Source organism: Telluria sp. AIW5, from assembly GCF_056680575.1.
Genome location: NZ_CM155289.1, coordinates 4,763,378 through 4,783,484, shown reverse-complemented (window position 1 = coordinate 4,783,484; position 20,107 = coordinate 4,763,378). Strand labels below are relative to the sequence as shown.

Annotated in this window: 18 protein-coding genes; 8 read left to right on the top strand and 10 right to left on the bottom strand. The window is 64.3% G+C overall.

The window, feature by feature from the left end; genetic code table 11:
* The first annotated feature begins 23 nt into the window (after window positions 1-23).
* Together prpF and AC1MEM_RS21170 are read left to right on the top strand one after the other, a co-directional pair.
* Window positions 24-1,217, top strand: coding sequence for a 2-methylaconitate cis-trans isomerase PrpF (gene prpF / locus AC1MEM_RS21175; protein ID WP_499473903.1), 1,194 nt, complete (start codon window positions 24-26; stop codon window positions 1,215-1,217).
* A gap of 177 nt (window positions 1,218-1,394) precedes the next feature.
* Complete coding sequence (locus AC1MEM_RS21170; RefSeq protein ID WP_499473901.1) at window positions 1,395-4,337, top strand: sensor domain-containing protein; 2,943 nt, start codon at window positions 1,395-1,397, stop codon at window positions 4,335-4,337.
* Here the strand turns inward: AC1MEM_RS21170 and xth are convergent.
* Entirely contained in the window at window positions 4,307-5,071 is a 765-nt protein-coding gene (gene xth, locus AC1MEM_RS21165; protein ID WP_499473899.1) for an exodeoxyribonuclease III, read from the bottom strand. The genes AC1MEM_RS21170 and xth overlap by 31 nt on opposite strands.
* Window positions 5,072-5,530: 459 nt before the next feature.
* Between xth and AC1MEM_RS21160 the strand changes: the two genes are divergently transcribed.
* Together AC1MEM_RS21160 and AC1MEM_RS21155 are read left to right on the top strand one after the other, a co-directional pair.
* Complete coding sequence (locus tag AC1MEM_RS21160; protein ID WP_499473897.1) at window positions 5,531-5,878, top strand: phiTE_015 family protein; 348 nt, start codon at window positions 5,531-5,533, stop codon at window positions 5,876-5,878.
* Between the two features lie 13 nt (window positions 5,879-5,891).
* Window positions 5,892-6,080, top strand: coding sequence for a DUF1653 domain-containing protein (locus AC1MEM_RS21155; protein ID WP_499477723.1), 189 nt, complete (start codon window positions 5,892-5,894; stop codon window positions 6,078-6,080).
* Window positions 6,081-6,321: 241 nt separating this feature from the next.
* Here AC1MEM_RS21155 and AC1MEM_RS21150 read toward each other — a convergent pair whose 3' ends face one another.
* Complete coding sequence (locus AC1MEM_RS21150) at window positions 6,322-7,818, bottom strand: leucyl aminopeptidase (RefSeq protein ID WP_499473895.1); 1,497 nt, start codon at window positions 7,816-7,818, stop codon at window positions 6,322-6,324.
* A gap of 92 nt (window positions 7,819-7,910) precedes the next feature.
* Between AC1MEM_RS21150 and lptF the strand changes: the two genes are divergently transcribed.
* The 3 genes from lptF to AC1MEM_RS21135 are packed head-to-tail and all read left to right on the top strand — an operon-like array spanning window position 7,911 to window position 10,629.
* Window positions 7,911-9,056 carry an LPS export ABC transporter permease LptF gene (gene lptF, locus AC1MEM_RS21145; protein ID WP_499473893.1) on the top strand — a complete coding sequence of 382 codons (1,146 nt, stop codon included), beginning with the start codon at window positions 7,911-7,913 and terminating at the stop codon, window positions 9,054-9,056.
* Window positions 9,053-10,246, top strand: coding sequence for an LPS export ABC transporter permease LptG (gene lptG, locus AC1MEM_RS21140; RefSeq protein ID WP_499473891.1), 1,194 nt, complete (start codon window positions 9,053-9,055; stop codon window positions 10,244-10,246). Before lptF ends, lptG begins: the two co-directional genes overlap by 4 nt.
* Window positions 10,246-10,629: a sirohydrochlorin chelatase gene (locus tag AC1MEM_RS21135; RefSeq protein ID WP_499473890.1), complete on the top strand. Its 384-nt coding sequence runs from the start codon at window positions 10,246-10,248 to the stop codon at window positions 10,627-10,629. Before lptG ends, AC1MEM_RS21135 begins: the two co-directional genes overlap by 1 nt.
* Before the next feature lie 80 nt (window positions 10,630-10,709).
* On the opposite strand, the gene AC1MEM_RS21130 is transcribed toward AC1MEM_RS21135, so the two are convergent.
* Together AC1MEM_RS21130 and yghU are read right to left on the bottom strand one after the other, a co-directional pair.
* Window positions 10,710-12,017, bottom strand: a complete 1,308-nt coding sequence (locus AC1MEM_RS21130) for an ISNCY family transposase (RefSeq protein ID WP_499471885.1) — start codon at window positions 12,015-12,017, stop codon at window positions 10,710-10,712.
* Between the two features lie 290 nt (window positions 12,018-12,307).
* Window positions 12,308-13,150, bottom strand: coding sequence for a glutathione-dependent disulfide-bond oxidoreductase (gene yghU / locus AC1MEM_RS21125; protein ID WP_499477721.1), 843 nt, complete (start codon window positions 13,148-13,150; stop codon window positions 12,308-12,310).
* A gap of 365 nt (window positions 13,151-13,515) precedes the next feature.
* Here yghU and AC1MEM_RS21120 point away from each other — a divergent pair, with 365 nt between their 5' ends.
* Complete coding sequence (locus AC1MEM_RS21120) at window positions 13,516-13,890, top strand: hypothetical protein (RefSeq protein WP_499473888.1); 375 nt, start codon at window positions 13,516-13,518, stop codon at window positions 13,888-13,890.
* A 56-nt stretch (window positions 13,891-13,946) separates the two neighbouring features.
* On the opposite strand, the gene cobA is transcribed toward AC1MEM_RS21120, so the two are convergent.
* From cobA to AC1MEM_RS21090, 6 genes are read right to left on the bottom strand one after another with little or no spacing between them, the layout of a single operon-like run.
* A complete protein-coding gene (gene cobA / locus AC1MEM_RS21115) occupies window positions 13,947-14,735 on the bottom strand; it encodes a uroporphyrinogen-III C-methyltransferase (protein ID WP_499473886.1) in 789 nt (262 codons plus the stop codon).
* 14 nt (window positions 14,736-14,749) lie between these two features.
* Window positions 14,750-16,069 (bottom strand): sulfate adenylyltransferase subunit 1, encoded by a 1,320-nt coding sequence (locus tag AC1MEM_RS21110; RefSeq protein ID WP_499473884.1) that lies wholly within the window; start codon window positions 16,067-16,069, stop codon window positions 14,750-14,752.
* Window positions 16,069-17,007, bottom strand: coding sequence for a sulfate adenylyltransferase subunit CysD (gene cysD / locus AC1MEM_RS21105; protein ID WP_499473882.1), 939 nt, complete (start codon window positions 17,005-17,007; stop codon window positions 16,069-16,071). The genes AC1MEM_RS21110 and cysD overlap by 1 nt, the downstream gene beginning before the upstream one ends.
* A 26-nt stretch (window positions 17,008-17,033) precedes the next feature.
* On the bottom strand, window positions 17,034-17,750 hold the full coding sequence (locus AC1MEM_RS21100; RefSeq protein ID WP_499473880.1) for a phosphoadenylyl-sulfate reductase: 717 nt from the start codon (window positions 17,748-17,750) through the stop codon (window positions 17,034-17,036).
* 32 nt (window positions 17,751-17,782) lie between these two features.
* Window positions 17,783-18,343, bottom strand: a complete 561-nt coding sequence (locus AC1MEM_RS21095) for a DUF934 domain-containing protein (RefSeq protein WP_499473878.1) — start codon at window positions 18,341-18,343, stop codon at window positions 17,783-17,785.
* Complete coding sequence (locus AC1MEM_RS21090) at window positions 18,336-20,021, bottom strand: nitrite/sulfite reductase (protein WP_499473876.1); 1,686 nt, start codon at window positions 20,019-20,021, stop codon at window positions 18,336-18,338. The genes AC1MEM_RS21095 and AC1MEM_RS21090 overlap by 8 nt, the downstream gene beginning before the upstream one ends.
* Window positions 20,022-20,107: the final 86 nt, after the last annotated feature.

The following is a 20,107-nucleotide window of genomic DNA, read 5'->3' as shown; positions in this document are numbered from 1 at the left end:
CCGTCAAACAGGACCACGAAAAAATGCCACACACCCCCCAAATCAAAATCCCTGCCACCTACATGCGAGGGGGCACCAGCAAGGGCGTCTTCTTCCGCCTGCAAGACCTCCCCGAGGCCGCCCAAACCCCCGGCCCGGCCCGCGACAGGCTCCTGCTGCGCGTCATCGGCAGCCCCGACCCCTACGGCAAGCAGATCGACGGCATGGGCGGCGCCACTTCGAGCACCAGCAAGACGGTCATCGTCTCGAAAAGCACCCGCGAAGACCACGACGTCGACTACCTGTTCGGCCAGGTCTCGATCGACAAGCCCTTCGTGGACTGGAGCGGCAACTGCGGCAACCTGTCCTCGGCCGTCGGCTCCTTCGCCATCAATGCGGGCCTCATCGACCCAGGGCGCGTGCCGCAAAACGGCATGGCCACGGTGCGCATCTGGCAGGCCAACATCAATAAAACCATCATCGCCCACGTCCCTGTGACGAATGGCGAAGTCCAGGAAACCGGCGACTTCGAACTCGACGGCGTCACCTTCCCCGCGGCCGAAGTGCAGCTCGAATTCATGGACCCCGCGGCCGAGGAAGAGGGCGCCGGCGGCTCGATGTTCCCGACCGGGAACCTGGTCGACGAGCTCGAAGTCCCGGGACTCGGGACCCTGAAGGCGACGATGATCAACGCCGGCATCCCGACCATCTTCGTCAATGCCGAGGACGTCGGCTATACCGGCACCGAACTGCAGGACGCGATCAACGGCGACCCGCGCGCGCTCGCCATGTTCGAGACCATCCGCGCCCACGGCGCCGTGCGCATGGGCCTGATCAAGGATACGGGCGAGGCCGCAGGACGCCAGCACACGCCGAAGGTCGCCTTCGTCGCGCGTCCGCTGGACTACACCTCCTCGAGCGGCAAGCAGGTGGCGGCAACCGACATCGACCTGCTCGTGCGCGCGCTCTCGATGGGCAAACTGCACCACGCGATGATGGGCACGGCCGCGGTGGCGATCGGCACCGCGGCCGCCGTTCCGGGCACCCTGGTCAACATCGCGGCGGGCGGCGGCAAGCCGGACGCGGTGCGCTTCGGCCATCCGTCGGGCAGCTTGCGCGTCGGCGCGGAGGCGGTGCAGGTGAAGGGCGAGTGGAGCGTCACCAAGGCCGTGATGAGCCGCAGCGCGCGCGTGCTGATGGAAGGCTGGGTACGCGTGCCGGGCGACTGCATGAAGTAAGGCATATGAAGCAAGGCGTCTAATACAAGGCGCGTCCCCGCCGACCGGCCCGGCCCCTGCAGCGCGCAGCGGTCGGGCTTTTTTGTTAATACCTGGTAGAGATTCCATCCACCCTGGTTTATTATCGTGCAACAACAAGCGGCCCCCAGGGAGGCCGCACGCAAGGGGACCGCCTGGATGGACAGAATCACGAGCAAACCCGCAGTCGTCGCTGCGGCACTGGACCTGGTCGCGGCACCTGCCTGCGCCTGCGACGCCTCGGGCATGGTCATCGCCGCCAACGCCGCGATGGCGCTACTCGCGGGCGAATCGCCGGCTGGACGGCCCCTGCTCGACCTGTTCAGCGGCCGCGCCGCGCGCCAGGCCGCGGTCGAACTGCGCAAGGCGGCGCGCGCCGAACGGCAGTGGCGCGGAAGGCTGGACATCGCAGGCGAAGCGCTTGCCGTCGAGGTGAGATCAAAGCCTTTGCCGCCGGATTGCGGCGCGCGCGGCGCGACCTTCGTCTTCACCGATGTCAGCGCCTACGAGCGCGGCCAGGAGGCGCTCAGGAAGACGATGGTCGAGCAGCAGGCGATCCTCGGCCACGCGCCGGTCGGCATCGTCTTCACCAAACCCGGCCTGCTCAAGGAATGCAATGCGCGCCTGGCGCAGATGGTGGGCTACAGCGTCGACGACCTGGCCGACCGCGACGCGGGCGAGATGTTCGCTTCGCCCGAGGCCTACCAGACCTTCCGCGACGAGGCCTTCGCCGCGCTGGCGCAAGGGCTGATCTACGAAAACAGCGAGTGCCAGTTCCGGCGCGGCGACGGCTCGCTTTTCTGGGCACGGGTGCGCGCCAGCGCCGTGGTGGCGGGGCAGCGCGAAGCGGGCACTATCTGGATCATCGAGGACGTGAGCGAAACGCGCCAGGCGCGGCGCGAACTGCAGGCGCTGATGAACAACGCCTCGCTGGCGGTCATGTTCACGCACGAACGGAGCATGCGCCGCGCCAATACGGGCTTCCTCGAGATGTTCGGCTACGGACCAGGCGAATGCGAGGGCCTGCCGGTGCAGCGCCTGCATCCGAGTCCCGCCGCCTTCGAGCGCCTGGTCGCCGCGGCCTATCCGCTGTTCGCCCAGGGCCGTACCTTCGAGTCCGAACTTGAACTCAGGAAGAAGGACGGCACCCCGCTCTGGGCCAAGGTGATCGGCTACCCGGTCAATCCGGACGATTTGTCTCACGGCTTCGTGTGGATCGCCGGGGACCGCACGCGCCAGCGGCGCGACGAGCAGGCGCTGCGCGAGGCGCTGCAGGAAAACCAGGCCATTTTCGACACTGCGGTGCTCGGCATCGCGGTCGTCGAGAACGGCCGCACGCTGCACGGCAACCGCAAGATGGAAGAGCTGTTCGGCTATGCACCGGGCGCGATCGGCGGCGTCGCGATCCGTGCGCTGTATCCCGACGTGGAAGCCTGGCAGGCGGCGCGCCTCGACACCGCGCGCGACTTCGCCGCCGGGCGCGTGAGCGTGAGCGAGCGCCTGCTGGCCAGGCGCGACGGCGCCACCTTCTGGGGCCGCCTGTCGGGCCGTCCGTTCGACCTGGACGACCCGGGCGGGCGCAGCCTGTGGCTGATCGACGACGTCACCGCGCAGCACGAGGCAGCCGACGCCGTGCGCCGCGCGCGCGACGAACTCGAACTGCGCGTGCACGCGCGCACGGCCGAACTGGCGGGCGCGAATGCGCTGCTGCAGGACGAGATCGTCGAACGGCGCCAGGCCGAGGCGCGCGTGCTGCACATGGCCTACCACGACAGCCTGACGGGCCTGCCGAACCGCGCGCTGCTGGCCGACCGCCTGCAGCAGGCGATCCGCGCCGCGCAGCGCGCCGGCACCCGCCTGGCCGTGATGTTCCTCGACCTCGACCGCTTCAAGACCATCAACGATTCGCTCGGCCACGCGACCGGCGACTTCCTGCTGAAGGAAGTGGCGAGCCGCCTGTGCCACGCGGTGCGCGCCAGCGACACCGTGGCGCGCCTGGGCGGCGACGAATTCGTGGTGCTGGTGCCGGGCGCCGGCACGCGGGAGGAGTGCAGCGAGGTCGGCGACAAGATCATCGAGGTGCTGGGCGCGCCGGTGCGCTTCGAGGGCCACAGCCTGCACATCTCGCCTTCGATCGGGATCTGCCTGTATCCGGACGACGGCGGCGACGTCGACCTCCTGATGCGCCATGCCGACGCCGCGATGTACCAGGCCAAGGCGGCCGGGCGCAACAACTACCAGTTCTTCAACGAGCGGCTCGACGACGCGGCATCGCGCCATTTCGTGCTCGAATCGAACCTGCGCCACGCGCTCGCCAACGGCGAGTTCGAACCCTTCTACCAGCCGATCATGGACATGGCCACCGGCCGCGTGCATGCGCTGGAAGTGCTGCTGCGCTGGCGCCGGCCGGGCAATGAGGAAAACCTTGGGCTTGTGCTGCCGGACGACTTCATCCCGACGCTGGAAGAGAACGGCATGATCGTGCCGGTCGGCGAATGGGTGATCCGGCGCGCCTGCGAACAGAGCATGGCCTGGCAGCGCGCGGGCCTGGCGCCGGTGCCCCTGGCGATCAACCTGTCGGCGCGCCAGTTCATGCACCGCTCGCTGGTGGCGTCCATCAAGAACATCGTCGACGAGACGGGCATCGATCCCGCGCTGGTGGAGTTCGAAATCACCGAGACCGCGCTGATGCAGCACGGCGAGCAGACGCTCGAGATCCTCGACCAGATCAACCGCATGGGCATGCGCCTGTCGATCGACGACTTCGGCACGGGGTATTCGAGCCTGGCCTACCTGAAGCGCTTCCCGGTCAGGAAGATCAAGATCGACCGCGCCTTCGTTCGCGAGCTGGAGTCGAGCGGCGAGGATCGCGCGATCGTCGCGGCCGTGATGGCGCTGGCGAACAGCCTGCAGCTGCAGGTCGTGGCCGAGGGCGTCGAGACCGAGGCCCAGCTGGCGCTGCTGCGCGAGTACGGCTGCCAGTACGTGCAGGGCTGGCTGTTTGCGCGCGCGCTCGATGCCGGGGCGGCGCAGGCCTTGCTGGTTGGCGACCAGGCGGCGCCCACCCTACGTCAATCGATGGTCGCAATCACCGGCGTGTGATCCGACGGCTGCTCCCACTTGCGCGGCTCCCTGTCGATCACACAGGCCGTACACCGTTTGGCAAGCGCCGGCGACAGCAAGATATGGTCGATGCGCAGCCCCCGGTTGCGGCGGAAGCCCATCATCCGGTAATCCCACCAGCTGTACTGTTTCTCCGGCTGCTCGAACAGCCGGAACGAATCGGCCAGCCCCAGGCCGACCAGCCCCGTCATCGCCGCCCGCTCGCGCTCGGAGCAGTGGATCTTGCCTTCCCACTCGACCGGATCGTGCACGTCGCGGTCTTCCGGGGCGATGTTGTAGTCGCCCAGCAAAGCCAGTTGCGGATGGGCGCGCAATTCCTCGCCCAGCCATTCGTGCAGGGCCTCCAGCCAGGCCATCTTGTAAACGTATTTATCCGAATCGACCGCCTGGCCATTCGGGATATATGCGCAGACGAAACGCACGCCTTCGATGGTGGCCGCAATGATGCGCTGCTGCGCATCCTCGAAACGCGGATTGTTCCTGACCACGTCCTGGATCGGGAAACGCGACAGGATGGCGACACCGTTATAGGTTTTCTGGCCGGTAAAGGCGACCTGATAACCCGCCGCGTTAATTTCCGCAACCGGGAACTTATCGTCGGTGAGTTTTGTCTCTTGGAGGCAGAGCACATCAATTGGATTCGCTTCCAGCCAGCGCAGCAGGTGGGGCAGGCGTACTTTCAGCGAATTGACGTTCCAGGTTGCTATTTTCATGTCGGCGCGTGTAGATGAAGCGCGGCGGACCGTCCGCCGCGACTGCGCGCAGTATCGACGCTGTAAGGGATTCATGCAACTTTCCCGCATCTTTCCCACAGCGCGCGCCGATAAAACGGCAGCGTTGTATCGGTTTGCCCAAATTGCAATCGCAGTGCTCCGGCGACAAGTTTGTGGTTTAAAATATATTGTCGTTTCGCACGGATGGTATTTAGGCCTAGCAATATGTAACAATCACCGGCTAAAATGTGACACACCTATTGTTACTGATAGGTAATATCTGGTTGTTTTTATATAACGCCCAAGGTAGTATCTCGGCTGGTCGATAATTGGTCGGCCGCATCACGGCACCGCACGATTGAGAATCATTCGTGCAAGGCTTTAAGTGATGAAATGGTACTATGGTGAAATATTGCTGTTTCGATAGCGAATATCCGTACCCATATGAAAAGGACAGAGATGCGCAGTGCATTTGAAGCGTGGGCCCAGCGTGATGGCCACATCGTTCGCCGTCGTGAAGACAAGCCGGAGGAATACCTCGTCTATGAAACGCAGCGCCGCTGGGTGATCTGGCAGGCCGCACTGGCGCATGGCGCCAAGACCGCGGACGCCGCTCCCTCGAAGTTTGCCGCGGCCGAGCAGGGCGCGAAAGCGGTCCAGCCCGACGAGGCAGCGGTACGCAACCGCGTGCTCAACGAAGTGCTCGACGCCTTCAGCGACCTGGATGAAGACACCGGCATCGAAGGCGTGCTGAAGGTCATCCAGAGCCTGAAGAAAAAGCAGAAGGCCACGGCCGAGCAGGCCTGAAGGATCACGCTTGATACAGTACCGTCACTACAAGGGCGGCCTCTACGAGCTGGTCTGCGAGGCCACGCTCGAGGCCGATCTCACGCCCATGATCATCTACCGTGCCCACGACGGCTCGATCTGGGCACGGCCGAAGTCGGTGTTCTTCGAACTGATCGAGGTCGAGGGCTTGATGGTGCCGCGCTTCGCGCCGGTGTCGTAGCGCGTTTGAAATAAAATTTCTCGGCGTACCGTAGGGTGGGCATGCCCACGCGTTACGGACGGTTGCGTTACGAAACGACCTTCCTTGCGGTTCATCCATTCCCGGATGTCGCCATCCGCGCCATATGCCGATGGTGACGCGTGGGCATGCCCACCCTACCGTGCACGACCGTTCCAGGCAAAAAAAATGGGCCGCATCAGCGGCCCATTTTCAATTCGGCTGACCGTTTCAAACCCGCGCTTTACACCCTGTTCATCAGGAAGGTCGTCAGCAGCGGCACCGGGCGGCCAGTGGCCCCTTTTGCCGCGCCGCTCTTCCACGCGGTGCCCGCGATGTCCAGGTGCGCCCAGGTGTAGTTGCGGGTGAAGTTCTCGAGGAAGCAAGCCGCCGTGATCGAGGCGCCGCCTGGCGTGCCGATGTTGGCGAGGTCGGCGAAATTCGACTTCAGCTGCTCGTTGTACTGCTCGCCGATCGGCAGGCGCCAGGCGCCGTCGCCGGTCTGCTTGCCGGCGTCCATCAGTTCGTCGGCCAGGGCGTCGTGGGCGGCATCGTGGCGCGTGAACAAGCCGCTGTTGTGGTGGCCCAGCGAGACGATGCAGGCGCCCGTCAGCGTGGCGATGTCGACCACGGCGGCCGGCTTGAAGCGCTCGGCGTAGGTGAGGGCGTCGCACAGGATCAGGCGGCCTTCGGCGTCGGTATTCAAAATTTCGATGGTCAGGCCGTTCATGGCGGTGACGATGTCGCCCGGCTTCGACGCGCGACCCGACGGCATGTTCTCGCAGGCGGCGACGATGCCGATCACGTTCAGCTTCAGGCCCATCTCGCCGATCGCCTGGAAGGTGCCCAGCACCGAGCCGGCGCCGCACATGTCGTACTTCATTTCGTCCATGCCGGGGCCCGGCTTGATCGAGATGCCGCCCGTGTCGAAGGTGATGCCCTTGCCGACCAGGACCACCGGCGCGTCCTTCTTGTTGCCGCCCATGTGCTTCAGGACGATGAACTTCGGCGCTTCGTCGCTGCCCTTTGCCACCGACAGGAAGGAGCCCATTTTCAGGGCTTCGAGCTGCTTGCGCTCGAGGACTTCGATCTCGAAGCCATGGTCGTCGGCCAGCTTGCGGGCGACGGTGGCGAGATAGGTCGGGGTGCAGATGTTCGGCGACAGGTTGCCCAGTTCCTTGGTCAGGTTCATGCCGTTGGCGATCGCGACCGATTGCGCCAGCGTGGCCTTGGCCGCGGCGTCGGCCAGCGGCAGGGCCAGCGTGATCTTGCGCACGCCGGTGAGTACGGGATCCTTCTTGCTCTTTTGCGCGTCGGTGCGGAATTCGCCCTCGGTGGCGGCAACGACGATGGCGCGCGTGGCCCACTCAGGCGTGCGCTCTTTCACTTCCGTCATTGGAAATGCGATAATGGCGTCCGCCGCGCCCAGCGACGCAAAGGCTTTGAGCGTCGCGCCGACCGCGGTCATGAAATTCTTTTCGCTGACCGCCTCGTCCGCGCCCATCCCGACCAGCAGCACGCGCTGTGCGGCTACACCGGCCACGCCGCGCAGCAGCAGGGTCGAACCGGCCTTGGCGGTGATATCGCCCGACTTCAATGCCGCCGTGATTTCGCCGGTTTGATCGAGGGCTTTCGCAGCCTGCGACAGTTTTTTGTTTTCGAACACCGCCACTGCCACACAGCCGGTTTTGGCTGCGGTCAGGGTGTTCCTGGTGTCGAATGCTTTTATGCTAAAGTCCATTTGATTCTCCGTTTCGTTTTTGTTCGCGCGATGGGTACGCACGATGTGTATCCATGAGGCGGCGCTACTCAACCTGCAATTATAACTATCGAATGATTTTCCAACGCGCCCTGCACCGTGAACTTGCCAGCGCAGCCGGGGCAACCTTCACGGTATTGTTCACGGTGTGCGTCACCTGGACCCTCATTGCCATCCTCGGCAGGGCCGCCGGCGGGCGGGTCGCATCGGGCGACGTCGTCGCATTGATTGCGTTTCAATCATTGAATTATCTGCCAACTGTCCTGATTCTCACCAGTTTTATTTCCGTATTGGTGGTCGTCACGCGCAGCTACCGCGATTCCGAGATGGTCGTCTGGTTCGCCTCGGGCCAGTCGCTGCTTGCCTGGGTGCGTCCGGTGCTGCTGTTTGGCCTGCCGCTGGTGCTGCTGGTGGGCGCGCTGTCGCTCGTGGTCGCGCCCTGGGCCAAGATGAAAAGCGCGGAATTCATCCAGCGCTTCGAAAAGCGCGAAGACCTGAAACGCGTCGCGCCCGGCCAGTTCCGCGAGTCTTCCTCGAGCGACCGCGTGTTCTTCGTCGAAGGCAGCACCAACGGGTCGACCGTGGTGAAGAACGTTTTCGTGAGTACCAACCAGAAGGAAGGCAGCTCGATCGTCGTCGCACGCGAGGGCGTGGTCGAAGCGGACGGCAAGGGCGGCCAGTACCTGGTGCTGAAGAATGGCCGGCGTTACCAGGGCGTGCCGGGCCAGGCCGATTTCCAGTCGATGGAGTTCGAGCGCTACAGCATGCGGGTGGCGACCAGGGTGCCGGTGCTGGGCGCCGACGTACCGCTCGACGCGATGTCGACACCGTCGCTGCTGGCCGTGGTCAACCAGTACACGCGCTCGGAACTGCTCGACCGCATTTCGGCGCCGATCACCTGCCTGGTGCTGATCCTGCTCGCCATTCCGCTCGGCTTCGTGAACCCGCGCGCCGGCAGTTCCGCCAACCTGATCCTGGCCTTGCTGATCTTCTTCACCTATAACAACCTGGTGAAAATGTCCGAGGCCAGCGTCAAGCAGGCGAAAGTCGATTTCGCGATGGCCTGGTGGCCGCTGCACCTGGTCGTGGCGCTGATCGTGCTGGGCCTCTTTGCCTGGCGCCTGAACGTGAACCACCATTACCACCCGCTGGTCCTGATCAATGCCTGGAAGCGGCGCCGCCGGCAGCGCGCGCCGGCCGCCCAGGTGGAGTCCCGATGAAAGTCCTGCAGCGCTATTTCGCGGTCAACATCACGCAGGCGGTCGCCTTCGTGCTGGTCGCCTTCCTCGGCCTGATCGCCTTCATGGACCTGACCACCGAGCTGCCCGCCGTCGGCAAGGGCAACTACATGTTCCAGCATGCGCTCCTGTACGTGGCGCTGATGCTGCCCGGGCACGTGTACGAAGTGATGCCGGTGGCGGCGCTGATCGGCACCATCTACGCGATGGCGCAGTTCGCGCAAAGCTCGGAATTCACGATCATGCGCGCGTCCTCGATGTCGACGCGCATGGCGGGCTGGATGCTGTTCAAGATCGGCATCGTGTTTGTCATCGTCACCTTCATCTTCGGCGAACTGATCACGCCGCGCACCGCGCCGCTGGCGGAAAAGGTGCGCCTGTCGGCCAAGGGCGCGACGCTCGCCTCGGAATTCCGCTCCGGGATGTGGACCAAGGATAACGTGCATGCCGAAGGGCCGAACGGCACCCGCGGCGCCGTGATCGGCTCGCGCTTCTTCAACGCGCGCCAGATCCAGCCAGACGGCGGGCTGCTCGATGTGCACGTCTACGAATTCGACCAGGCGATGCGCATGCGCGCCCTGATCACGGCGGCCAGCGCCACCTTCCTCGGCAACGGCACCTGGCGCCTGAAGGATGTCGCCGAGACCCGGTTTTCCAACAGCCGCACGCTGCCCGAGCCGGGCGCGCCGGTGCCGCAGGGCCAGACCATCCAGAGCACCTATGGCCAGGAGACCAGTGCGGCCGCCAACCGCAAGCTCGCCAGCATGGACCTGGTGTCGGAAATCACGCCGAAGATCCTGCAGGTCTCGCGGCGCGACCCGGAGCGCATGTCGGCGCACGAACTGAGCGTGTATTCGCGCCACCTGGCCGAGAACCGCCAGGAGAGCGAACGCTTCCAGATCGCGTTCTGGAAAAAGATCGTCGACCCGCTGGCGATTTTCGTGCTGATGGCGCTGGCGCTGCCCTTCGCCTACCTGCACACCCGCAGCGGCGGCGTGAGCCTGAAGATCTTCATCGGCATCATGATCGGCGTCGGCTTCCTCCTGATCAATTCGCTGTTCTCGCACCTTGGCCTGCTGTCCACCTGGCCGGCCTTCTTCACGGCGGTGGCCCCGAGCCTGCTGTTCCTGCTGCTGGCAATCGGCGCCTTGCGCTGGGTGGAGCGACACTGATGAACGGTCCGTCGAATCGGCGCGCGCTCGTCCTGTTTGCCCATGGCGCGCGGGCTGTCTCCTGGGCGGCACCCTTCGAGCGGCTGCGCGAACTGACGGCGGCGCGGCTGCCCGATTGCGCGGTGCGGCTGGCCTTCCTGGAGTTGATGGAGCCGCGCTTGCCGGAGGCGGTGGCGGAGCTGGTGGCCGACGGCGTGGAGGAGGTCACGGTCGTGCCGGTGTTCCTGGGGCAGGGCGCGCATTTGCTGCGCGACTTGCCCCTGCTGGCGGAGGGCTTGCGCGCCGCGCATCCGGGCTTGCGGCTTTCGGTAGTCGGCGCGGTTGGCGAAGATCCCGGCGTGCTGGCTGCGATGACGGACTATTGTGTCCGGTCGATAGGGTAGCGTAACGTAGGGTGTGTAAAGGCAAATTAGAAATGTCCGGTTTCAGCAAAATAGAAATGTCCGATTTTTTTCGGCAATTCCTAGCAGTGTTGAGGCGACTTGGATGCGACTTTGCGCGCGCTCGTTTGTTTGGCAGCGGTGACGCCGGCTGCGATCTCGGCGGCAGTGGGATTACGGTACGGACGATTGCGTTTGCGCTTCTCGGCCAGCTGATCGAGCGTGTGGTCTATCGTCTTGGTGTCGACATCGATGAAGTGTCGCGCTTTCAGGTTGCATTCTTGTACCGTATGCGGCAGCAGGTGCGTGCCTGCGCGTACTTCGATGCGTCCATCGGCAAAGGTGTAGAGCGCTACCGAGCTTCCAGCGTGGGCCCTGGCAGCGGCCGAATCCACAAGCACAAAGCGCTTCGATTCAAATTGCAGCGTCAACTTGGCACTCAGTTTTCGTTGTTCGCGGTGGGCCAGGATCAGGGACAGATCTTCATTCGATCTGACTGGGCGGTGCAGATTGATCGTGCTGTGCGCTGGTCGCTCAAAACGCTCGTTGTATTGGCAAACGAAGCTGTCGCACCAAACGTTGGCTTCAGCGATGCTGCTGATGTTTGCCAGACGCAGTTCCCGTGTCAAGCGCGCTTGCAAACTGCGATTCATGCGTTCGACCCGCCCTTTGGCTTGGGGAGAGTTGGCACAGATCAGCTCGATATCCAACTCATCGAGAGCGCGTTGAAACTGCGTCGGAGCATGGCGGTTTTGCGCAGCCGAGCGAAATACCGCAGCCTTGTCGGCATACAAGGCTCGAGGCTTGCCATGGCGCCCGAGGTAGCGCCGCGTGGCTTCGAAGTAGCCGGTGGTTGTTTCGGTTTCGGCAAAATACAGTTGCATTAGCCGGCCAGTGGCGTCATCGACGTACACGAGCAAAGCGCAATGCGGAGCACGGCCTTCGAACCAATCATGCCGGCTTCCATCGATTTGGACCAGCTCACCCAGGCAAGCGCGCCGCGTACGAGGCTGATGCAAAACGCCTGCGCGGGCGTCGCGTGGTGTCCACAAACCGCTCTCGATCATCAAGCGACGCAGCGTCTCCTTTGAGAGCACCACGTCATGGCATTCAGCCAGCTTCTCGCAAGCGAACGTGGGTGGAAAATCAGCGTAATGGTCCCGGACCAACTGCAACGCTTGCTGTGCCAAGCCTGGCTTCAGCTGGCGATTGCCAGCCTTACCGCGCTGCGCCGAGATCAACCCAGCTGGCCCGGCATCACGAAATTGGTTAGCCAGCCGCTGCACCTGCCGCGTCGTCAGTCCAAGCTGCAACGCCGCCGTTGCCGGCTTGATCTGCTTGTCGACCAAGGCCTTGATGACCTTACCCCGATCTACTTCTTTCATGTTCATGCTCCCGGTTCTGCTCATCGCCCAACTCCGACATATTCGAAGTCAACAGCTTGAATGAAATAGCAAAATCGGACATTTCTATTTTGCTAGAACCGGACATTACTATTTTGCCCTTACAGGGTGGGCACTCGTGCCCACGCGGTTCGGCCGTTGATCATTCACGGCGTCTCGGCAATTCACACGCTTCCGGCCTTCGGCTGATTCTCGAATAATCAACGGTGCGTACGCGTGGGCACAGCCCACCCTACGGTGCGCCGCCGTTCGTGGGCTACGCGCAGCGCATCAGGGAATCAATCAAGATCCGCCGCCGAATGCCTCTCCGGCAGCTGCTCCGCTTCATTCCCGAACACCCGATTGACCCGGCGCCCGCGCTTCACCGCCGGCCGCGCATAGACCTCTTCCGCCCAGCGCCGCACGTGTTCGTACTCGTGCACCGACAGGAATTCGCCCGCCCCGTACAGCTCCCCGCGCACGAGGTTGCCGTACCAGGGCCAGATCGCCATGTCGGCGATCGTGTACTCGTCGCCGGCCACATAGCGGTTGGCAGCCAGCTGGCGGTCCAGGACGTCGAGCTGGCGCTTCACTTCCATCGCGTAGCGGTCGATCGGGTACTGGTATTTTTCCGGCGCGTAGGCGTAGAAGTGACCGAAGCCGCCGCCCAGGAATGGCGCCGAACCCATTTGCCACATCAGCCAGTTCAGCGTCTCGGTGCGCGCCTGCACCTCTTTCGGCAGGAAAGCGCCGAACTTCTCCGCCAGGTAGATGAGGATCGAACCGGATTCGAACACGCGCACCGGCTCGCTTCCGCTGCGGTCCATCAGCGCCGGAATTTTCGAATTCGGATTGACCTCGACAAAACCGCTGGAGAACTGCATGCCTTCGCCGATCTTGACCAGCCATGCGTCGTACTCGGCGCCCGTGTGGCCGGCCGCGAGCAACTCTTCCAGCATGATCGTCACCTTCACGCCGTTCGGCGTGGCCAGCGAGTACAGCTGCAGCGGGTGCTTGCCGACAGGCAGCGCCTGCTCGTGGGTGGGGCCGGCGACCGGGCGGTTGATGTTGGCAAAGGTGCCGCCGGAGGAAGCCGGCGGGATCCAGACCTTCGGTGGCACGTAGTTCGATTGTTCAGTCATCATTTCTCCTTGCGCTCGTTGGAATGCGCCGCCGCCGTGCAGGCGGCGTGCCCGTAATCAATCCTGAACGGGGAGCTTACCGCAGTCCGGCGCTTCGCGTGGGCGGGGCACCGTGGCAGGGCTGGCGCGGCGATTTCATTGACGGCGTGGCAAGCTTGAGGAAGAACCGCGTGGTCCTTGTTCCACATCATGCTGCTTCACCGCCAGTCCGGTTTGACAGCCCTGGCGAACCAACACACACTGCTCGGGCTCCGGCCGCGTCCGCCTATTCACTCGACTGCGCTTCCATGCTCCCATCCTTCCTGAAACAGATCCTCGCCATGCTCCTGCGCCCACGCGCGGGACGGGAGTCGCTTTGGAAAGGCATGCGTTTGCCAGGCGGGCTGTTCGCGCAGATGCGCTGCGCGCGCCACATCGATGCCACCGCGCGCCGGGTAGCGCTGCTGGGCCACAAGATCACGATCCTGTCGAACCGCCTGCTCGCAGGCAGCGTGTCCGGCCAGGTCGACGCCGACCGCAGCCTGCGGCGCATGCTCGACGAATTGAAGGAAGATTTGAACAGCATGCGGCGCGACCTGGCGCGCTGGCACAACCGCGAATGCGCAGGACGTTCCGGCGCGCGCCTGCAAGCGGCGATTGCGCGCCTGAACCGGGTCAATGCGGATACCCATGCGGCGGCCGACCGGCTGCTGCGCCAGATCGACGAATACGACGGCGCGCGCGCGCATATCCCTGGCTAGAAACCTGCCCGGTAGCGGGGCGGCCAGGCCCGAGGGCTTGCAGCGGCGCGCCCGGCTCAGGCGCTGCGCACCTCGCCGACCTGCGCGGCGAGCGCCGGCTGATGCGCACGCAGGCGCAAGGCCTCGCCGATCATCACCAGCACCGGCCCATGCGCCGCTTCCAGGCCGCGTGCCAGGTCCGCCAGCGTCAGGCGCGCGATGCGCTCGTCGAAGCGGCTGCAGTTTTCCACCACCACCACCGGCGTGTCCGCGCGCCGTCCCTGCGCCAGCAGACGCTCGGCGGTGGCCGCGGCTTCGCGTCCGCCCATGTACTGGACCATCGTGTCGGTGTGGGGCAGGGCGGGGTGTTCCGGCTGGTCCGGCCCCGTGCTGGACGTGAAAAAGGCGACGCTGCGGGCAACGCCGCGTTTGGTCAGGGGCTGTTTGGTGGTGGCTGCCGCCGCCAGCGCGGTGGTGATGCCGGGAACGATCTCGACGGCGATCCCCTCCGCTTCGAGGGCGCGCAACTCTTCGTCGGCACGTCCGAACAGCATCGGATCGCCGCCCTTCAGGCGTACCACGGTAGCGAATTTGAACGCACAGTCGACCAACAGGGCGTTGATCGCATCCTGCGCGGTGGAGCGCTGGCCCGAGCGTTTGCCGACCGAGACCAGCTCGGCTTGCCCGCAGAGGGCCAGCATCTCGGGCGTCACCAGCGCGTCGTAAAGGACGACATCGGCTTGCGCCAGCAGGCGCGCGCCGCGCACGGTGATCAGGTCGGCGGCGCCGGGGCCGGCGCCGACCAGGTACACCTTGCCGGCAGACCTGCCGGACGGCCCAGGTACTTGGTTTTCCAGCAAGGCCATACGCCGCTCCTGTCTTATTCGCTCAGGCGAATCATACCCGCCGCAACGGTCTGGTGCGTGACTTCATCGATCAGGATAAAGGCGCCGGTGGCGCGGATGTCGGCATAGGCGTCGGCCACCAGGGGCTGCTGCACGTTCAGGTTGATGCGCGCGATATCGTTCAGCTTCAAGCCCTCGAGCGGGTTGTCGACCACCTTGCGCTGCTGGGTGTTGATGTCGAGGATGGACTCGACCTTCGTCACCTTGGCAGCCGTCTGGCGCGTGCCGTGCTTGATCCAGTATTTGCGGCGCGCGTCCAGCGGCTCGTCCGACATCCAGCACACGTCGGCGACGACCTGCTTGAGCAGGGTTGCCGGTGCATTGGCGCCGGACAGCGTATCGCCGCGCGAGATGTCCAGGTATTCCTCGAGCAGCAGCGTGACCGACTGGCCGGCGGCGGCGGTGTCCTTCGATCCGTCGAAGCTCAGGATTTCCTTGACCGTCGCGCTTTGTCCGGAAGGCTGCACCACCAGCTTGTCGCCGACCGCGACGCTGCCCGACTCGACGCGGCCCATGTAGCCGCGGAAGTCCTTGGCCTCATGGCCGTTGTGGCGGGCGACCAACTGCACCGGGAAGCGGAAGGGCGCATCGTGCGCTTCGTCGTAGACCGAGACCGACTCGAGCAGCTCGATCAGGGTCGGACCGGTGTACCAGTCCATGTTATCGGAGCGATCGACCACGTTGTCGCCGGCCAGGGCCGACAGCGGAATCGCGGTGACGTCCTTGAGGCCCAGCGAGTTCGCGAATTCCTGGTAGGCGGCGACGATGCGGTCATAGGTGACCTGGTCGTAGTTGACGAGGTCCATCTTGTTGACGGCGACGATCACGTGCTCGATCTGCAGCAGGTGGGCGAGCGTCGAGTGGCGCTTGGTTTGAATGAGCAAATCGACGCCGCCGTCTTCGCGCAGCTTCACTTTCGACACGTCGACCAGGATGATCACGGCGTCGGCCGTCGAGGCGCCGGTCACCATGTTGCGGGTGTACTGCTCGTGGCCCGGGGTGTCGGCGATGATGAACTTGCGCTTCGGGGTCGCAAAGTAGCGGTAGGCCACGTCGATCGTGATGCCCTGTTCGCGCTCGGCTTCCAAGCCGTCGGTCAGGAGCGACAGGTCGATCGTGTCGCCGACGGTGCGCTTGTGCTTCGAGCGCGAGACGGCCGCCAGCTGGTCGGCGAAGATGCCCTTGCTGTCGAACAGCAGGCGGCCGATCAGGGTGCTCTTGCCGTCGTCGACGGAACCGGCCGTGATGAAGCGCAGCAGGCTGTGTTGGGTGAGCTTGTCGTTGAGGGCGTTCATCAGAAATATCCTTGCTTCTTGCGTTTTTCCATCGATGCTTCGGAGGTCTGGTCGTCCATCCGGGTGGCGCCGCGTTCGGTCACTTGCGTCACGGCCGTCTCGGCGATGATCGCCTCGACCGTGCTGGCGTCCGACGACACCGGGCAGGTGCAGCTGATGTCGCCGACGGTGCGGAAGCGCACGGTCTGCATTTCGACGCTTTCGCCTTCCTTCGCCGGGGTCAGCGGGGTCAGCGGCACCAGCAGGCCGTTACGCGGGATCACTTCACGCTGGTGCGCGAAATAGATCGACGGCAGGGCCAGTTGTTCGCGGGCGATGTACTGCCACACGTCCAGTTCGGTCCAGTTCGAGATCGGGAACACGCGCATGTTTTCGCCTGGGTGGACGCGGGTGTTGTACAGGTCCCAGAGTTCCGGGCGCTGGGCCTTCGGGTCCCACTGGCCGAATTCGTCGCGGAAGGAGAAGATGCGCTCCTTGGCCCGTGCCTTCTCTTCGTCGCGGCGGGCGCCGCCGATGCAGGCATCGAAACCGTGTTCGGCGATCGTTTCCAGCAGGGTCACGGCTTGCGCCGCGTTGCGCGAGTCGGTGGCCGGGTTACGCAGGCGCACGGTGCCCTTCTTGATCGAGTCTTCGACCGAGCCGACGATCAGGCGCTCGCCGAGTTCCGCGACCTTGGCGTCGCGGAAGGCGATCACTTCGTCGAAATTGTGGCCGGTGTCGATGTGCACCAGCGGGAAGGGGAATTTGCCGGGGCGGAAAGCCTTTTCGGCCAGGCGCAGCAGCACGACCGAGTCCTTGCCGCCCGAGAACAGCAGGGCCGGATTCGTGCATTCGGCGGCCACTTCGCGCAGGATGTGGATCGCTTCCGATTCGAGGGCGTCGAGATGGCGCGCGTTCACCGTGGCAAGGATGCCGGCGTTGTCCAGGAGGTTCGTCATGAGTTGCCTTGTATTCGTGTTGTGGCTCAGGCGGCCACGGATTTGATGCGGATGAGTTTGCCGTCGACCACGTGCAGGCCGCATTCCTTCGACTCCGGGTTTTCCCACCACCAGCGCCCGGCGCGCACGTCCTCGCCCGGCTGGATGGCACGGGTGCAGGGCTCGCAGCCGATCGAGGGATAGCCGCGGTCGTGCAGTGCGTTATACGGCACCTTGTTGGCGCGGATATATTCCCAGACGTTTTCTTCGGACCAGTCGGCCAACGGGTTGAACTTGGTCATGAAGTGCGCCGGATCGTCTTCCTCCACCCGCAGGTCCGAACGGGTGGCGGACTGCGCGCGGCGCTGGCCGGTGATCCAGGCCTGGTTGCCGGCCAGGGCGCGCCCGAGCGGCTCGACCTTGCGGATGCGGCAGCATTCGCGGCGCATCTCGACGCTGTCGTAAAAGGCGTTCAGGCCATTGCCGGCAACATAGGCGTCGACCGCCTCGGTTTGCGGGCGGAACAGCGCGATCTCATAGCCGTAAGTCGCCTTGACGGCGTCCAGCACGGCCAGGGTTTCTTTGTGCAGGCGGCCCGTTTCCAGCGAGAAGATGCCGATCGGCAGCTTCGAACGCAGGATCAGGTCGGTCAGCACCATGTCTTCCGCCGCCAGGCTCGAGGCGAACACGGCCGGCGTGAAATCGCGGGCAATGCGCGCCAGGATGGCTTCGGTTTCGCTGACGCGGATGGCGAGGTCGCTCATGGGGTTTTCCAATGCGTTATCCAATGCGGTCCTTAGATGCCTGCGCCGAGGTCGCTATGTTCGAGCGGCACGTCGCGTTCCTTGCGGCGGAACAGCGGCAGCGGCTGGTCGACCGAGGCCTGGTAGGTTTCGGAAAACACGGTCAGGCCCTTCAGTGCGTCATGGATCGACCGGTCCTGGCGGGTGGCGTAGGCATTGAAGCCGACGCGTGCCATCGAGAACAATTGATCACGCAGCACGTCGCCGATCGCGCGCAGTTCGCCGGTATAAGCGAGGCGCTTGCGGACGTTGTAGGCGATCGAATAGCCGCGGCCATCGCTGAACTTCGGGAAGTCGACGGCGATGACGGCAAAGCGGTCGGCGTCGCCCTTCAGGGCTTCGAAGCGCTCGTCGGCCGCGAGCCACACGCCGAGTTCGGCACGTTGCGCCAGGGTTTCCTTCTGCGCCAGCCACACCGTCAGCGGCACGATGAGCTTGCCTTCGGGGACGACGACGCTCTCGGCCGCTTCGTTTTCTTCCAGGCGCAGCACGCGCCAGTCGTCGGCCACGACTTCACGGCCGCGGATGATGTGTTCGTGGACTACTTCAAGCATGGTCTTCCCCAACCAGTTCGCCCGCCGCGATCGGCGTGGCATACACGTGTTCCTTGAATGGCGCGATGCCGAGACGCTGCGCCGTCTCGGCGAAACGTTCGCCTTCGAAACGGTTCTGCACATACACATTCAGCAGGCGCGCCACGACTTCCGGCATCTGGCCGCCGGCAAACGAGGGGCCGATGATCTTGCCGATCGCCGAGTTGTTGCCCTGCGCGCCGCCGATCGAGACCTGGTACCACTCGCTGCCATCCTTGTCGACGCCCAGCACGCCGATCGAGCCGACGTGGTGGTGGCCGCAGGCATTGATGCAGCCCGAGATGTTCAGTTCGATGTCGCCGATGTCGTGCTGGAAGTCGAGGTTGTCGAAACGCTCGGCGATGGCGGCCGCGATCGGGATCGATTTCGCATTCGCCAGCGAGCAGAAATCGCCGCCCGGGCAGGAAATGATGTCGGTCAGCAAACCGATGTTCGGCGTCGCCAGGCCTTTCGATTTGGCCAGGGTCCAGACTTCGAACAGGTCCGATTGCTTGACGTCGGCCAGCACCAGGTTCTGTTCGTGGGTCACGCGCAGTTCGCCGAAGCTGAACTTGTCGGCGAGATCCGCCACGAAATCCATCTGCTCGGCGGTGGCGTCGCCCGGCGGCACGCCGGTCTTTTTCAGCGACAGCACGACCGATGCATAGCCCGGCACCTTGTGCGGCTTGACGTTACGGCCGAGCCAGTTGGCGAAGGCCTTGTTGTCGGCGTGGGCCGCCAGCGGATCGACCGGGCCCAGGGTCTCGTAAGGGGGCGATTCGAAATAGGCGGCCACGCGGTCGTATTCCTCGCGCGTCAGGGTTTCCGGGCCATCCTTCAGGTCTTGCCACTCTTCTTCGACCAGGCGCGCGAATTCCTCGACGCCCAGTGCCTTCAGCAGGATCTTGATGCGGGCCTTGTACTTGTTGTCGCGGCGGCCGTACGAGTTGTACACGCGCATCACGGCTTCGGTATAGGTCAGCAGGTGCTGCCATGGCAGGAAGTCGCGGATCACGCTGCCGATGATCGGCGTGCGGCCCATGCCGCCGCCGGCCATGAACTTGAAGCCGACTTCGCCGGCTTCGTTGTGGGTCAGGGTCAGGCCGATGTCGTGGATCGCGATCGCGGCGCGGTCTTCCACGGCGCCGTTGATGGCGACCTTGAATTTACGGGGCAGGGCGATGAATTCGGGGTGGAAGGTGCTCCACTGGCGCAGGATCTCGGCGAACGGGCGCGGATCCATGATCTCGTCCGCGGCCACACCGGCGAACTCGTCGGTCGTGATGTTGCGGATGCAATTGCCCGACGTCTGAATGGCGTGCATTTCCACCGAAGCGAGTTCGGTCAGGATGTCCGGCGTCTGTTCCAGCTCGATCCAGTTGTACTGGATGTTCTGGCGCGTCGTGAAGTGGCCATAGCCGCGGTCGTACTTGCGGGCAATGTGCGCGAACATGCGCATCTGGCTTGTGGACAGCAGGCCGTAGGGCACCGCAACCCGCAGCATGTAGGCATGACGCTGCATGTAGAGGCCGTTTTGCAGGCGCAGCGGCAGGAACTCTTCTTCGGTCAGCTCGTCGTTCAGGCGGCGGGCAACCTGGTCGCGGTATTGCGCAATGCGCTCGCGGACGATGAGATGGTCGTACTGATCATAACGATACATAGTAAAAATCCTGGCGTGTTCGGGGTGGAAGGCCCGCTAATCTGGATCGAATGGTAAGCCCAGGCAGCTTTATTCCAAACGACTGA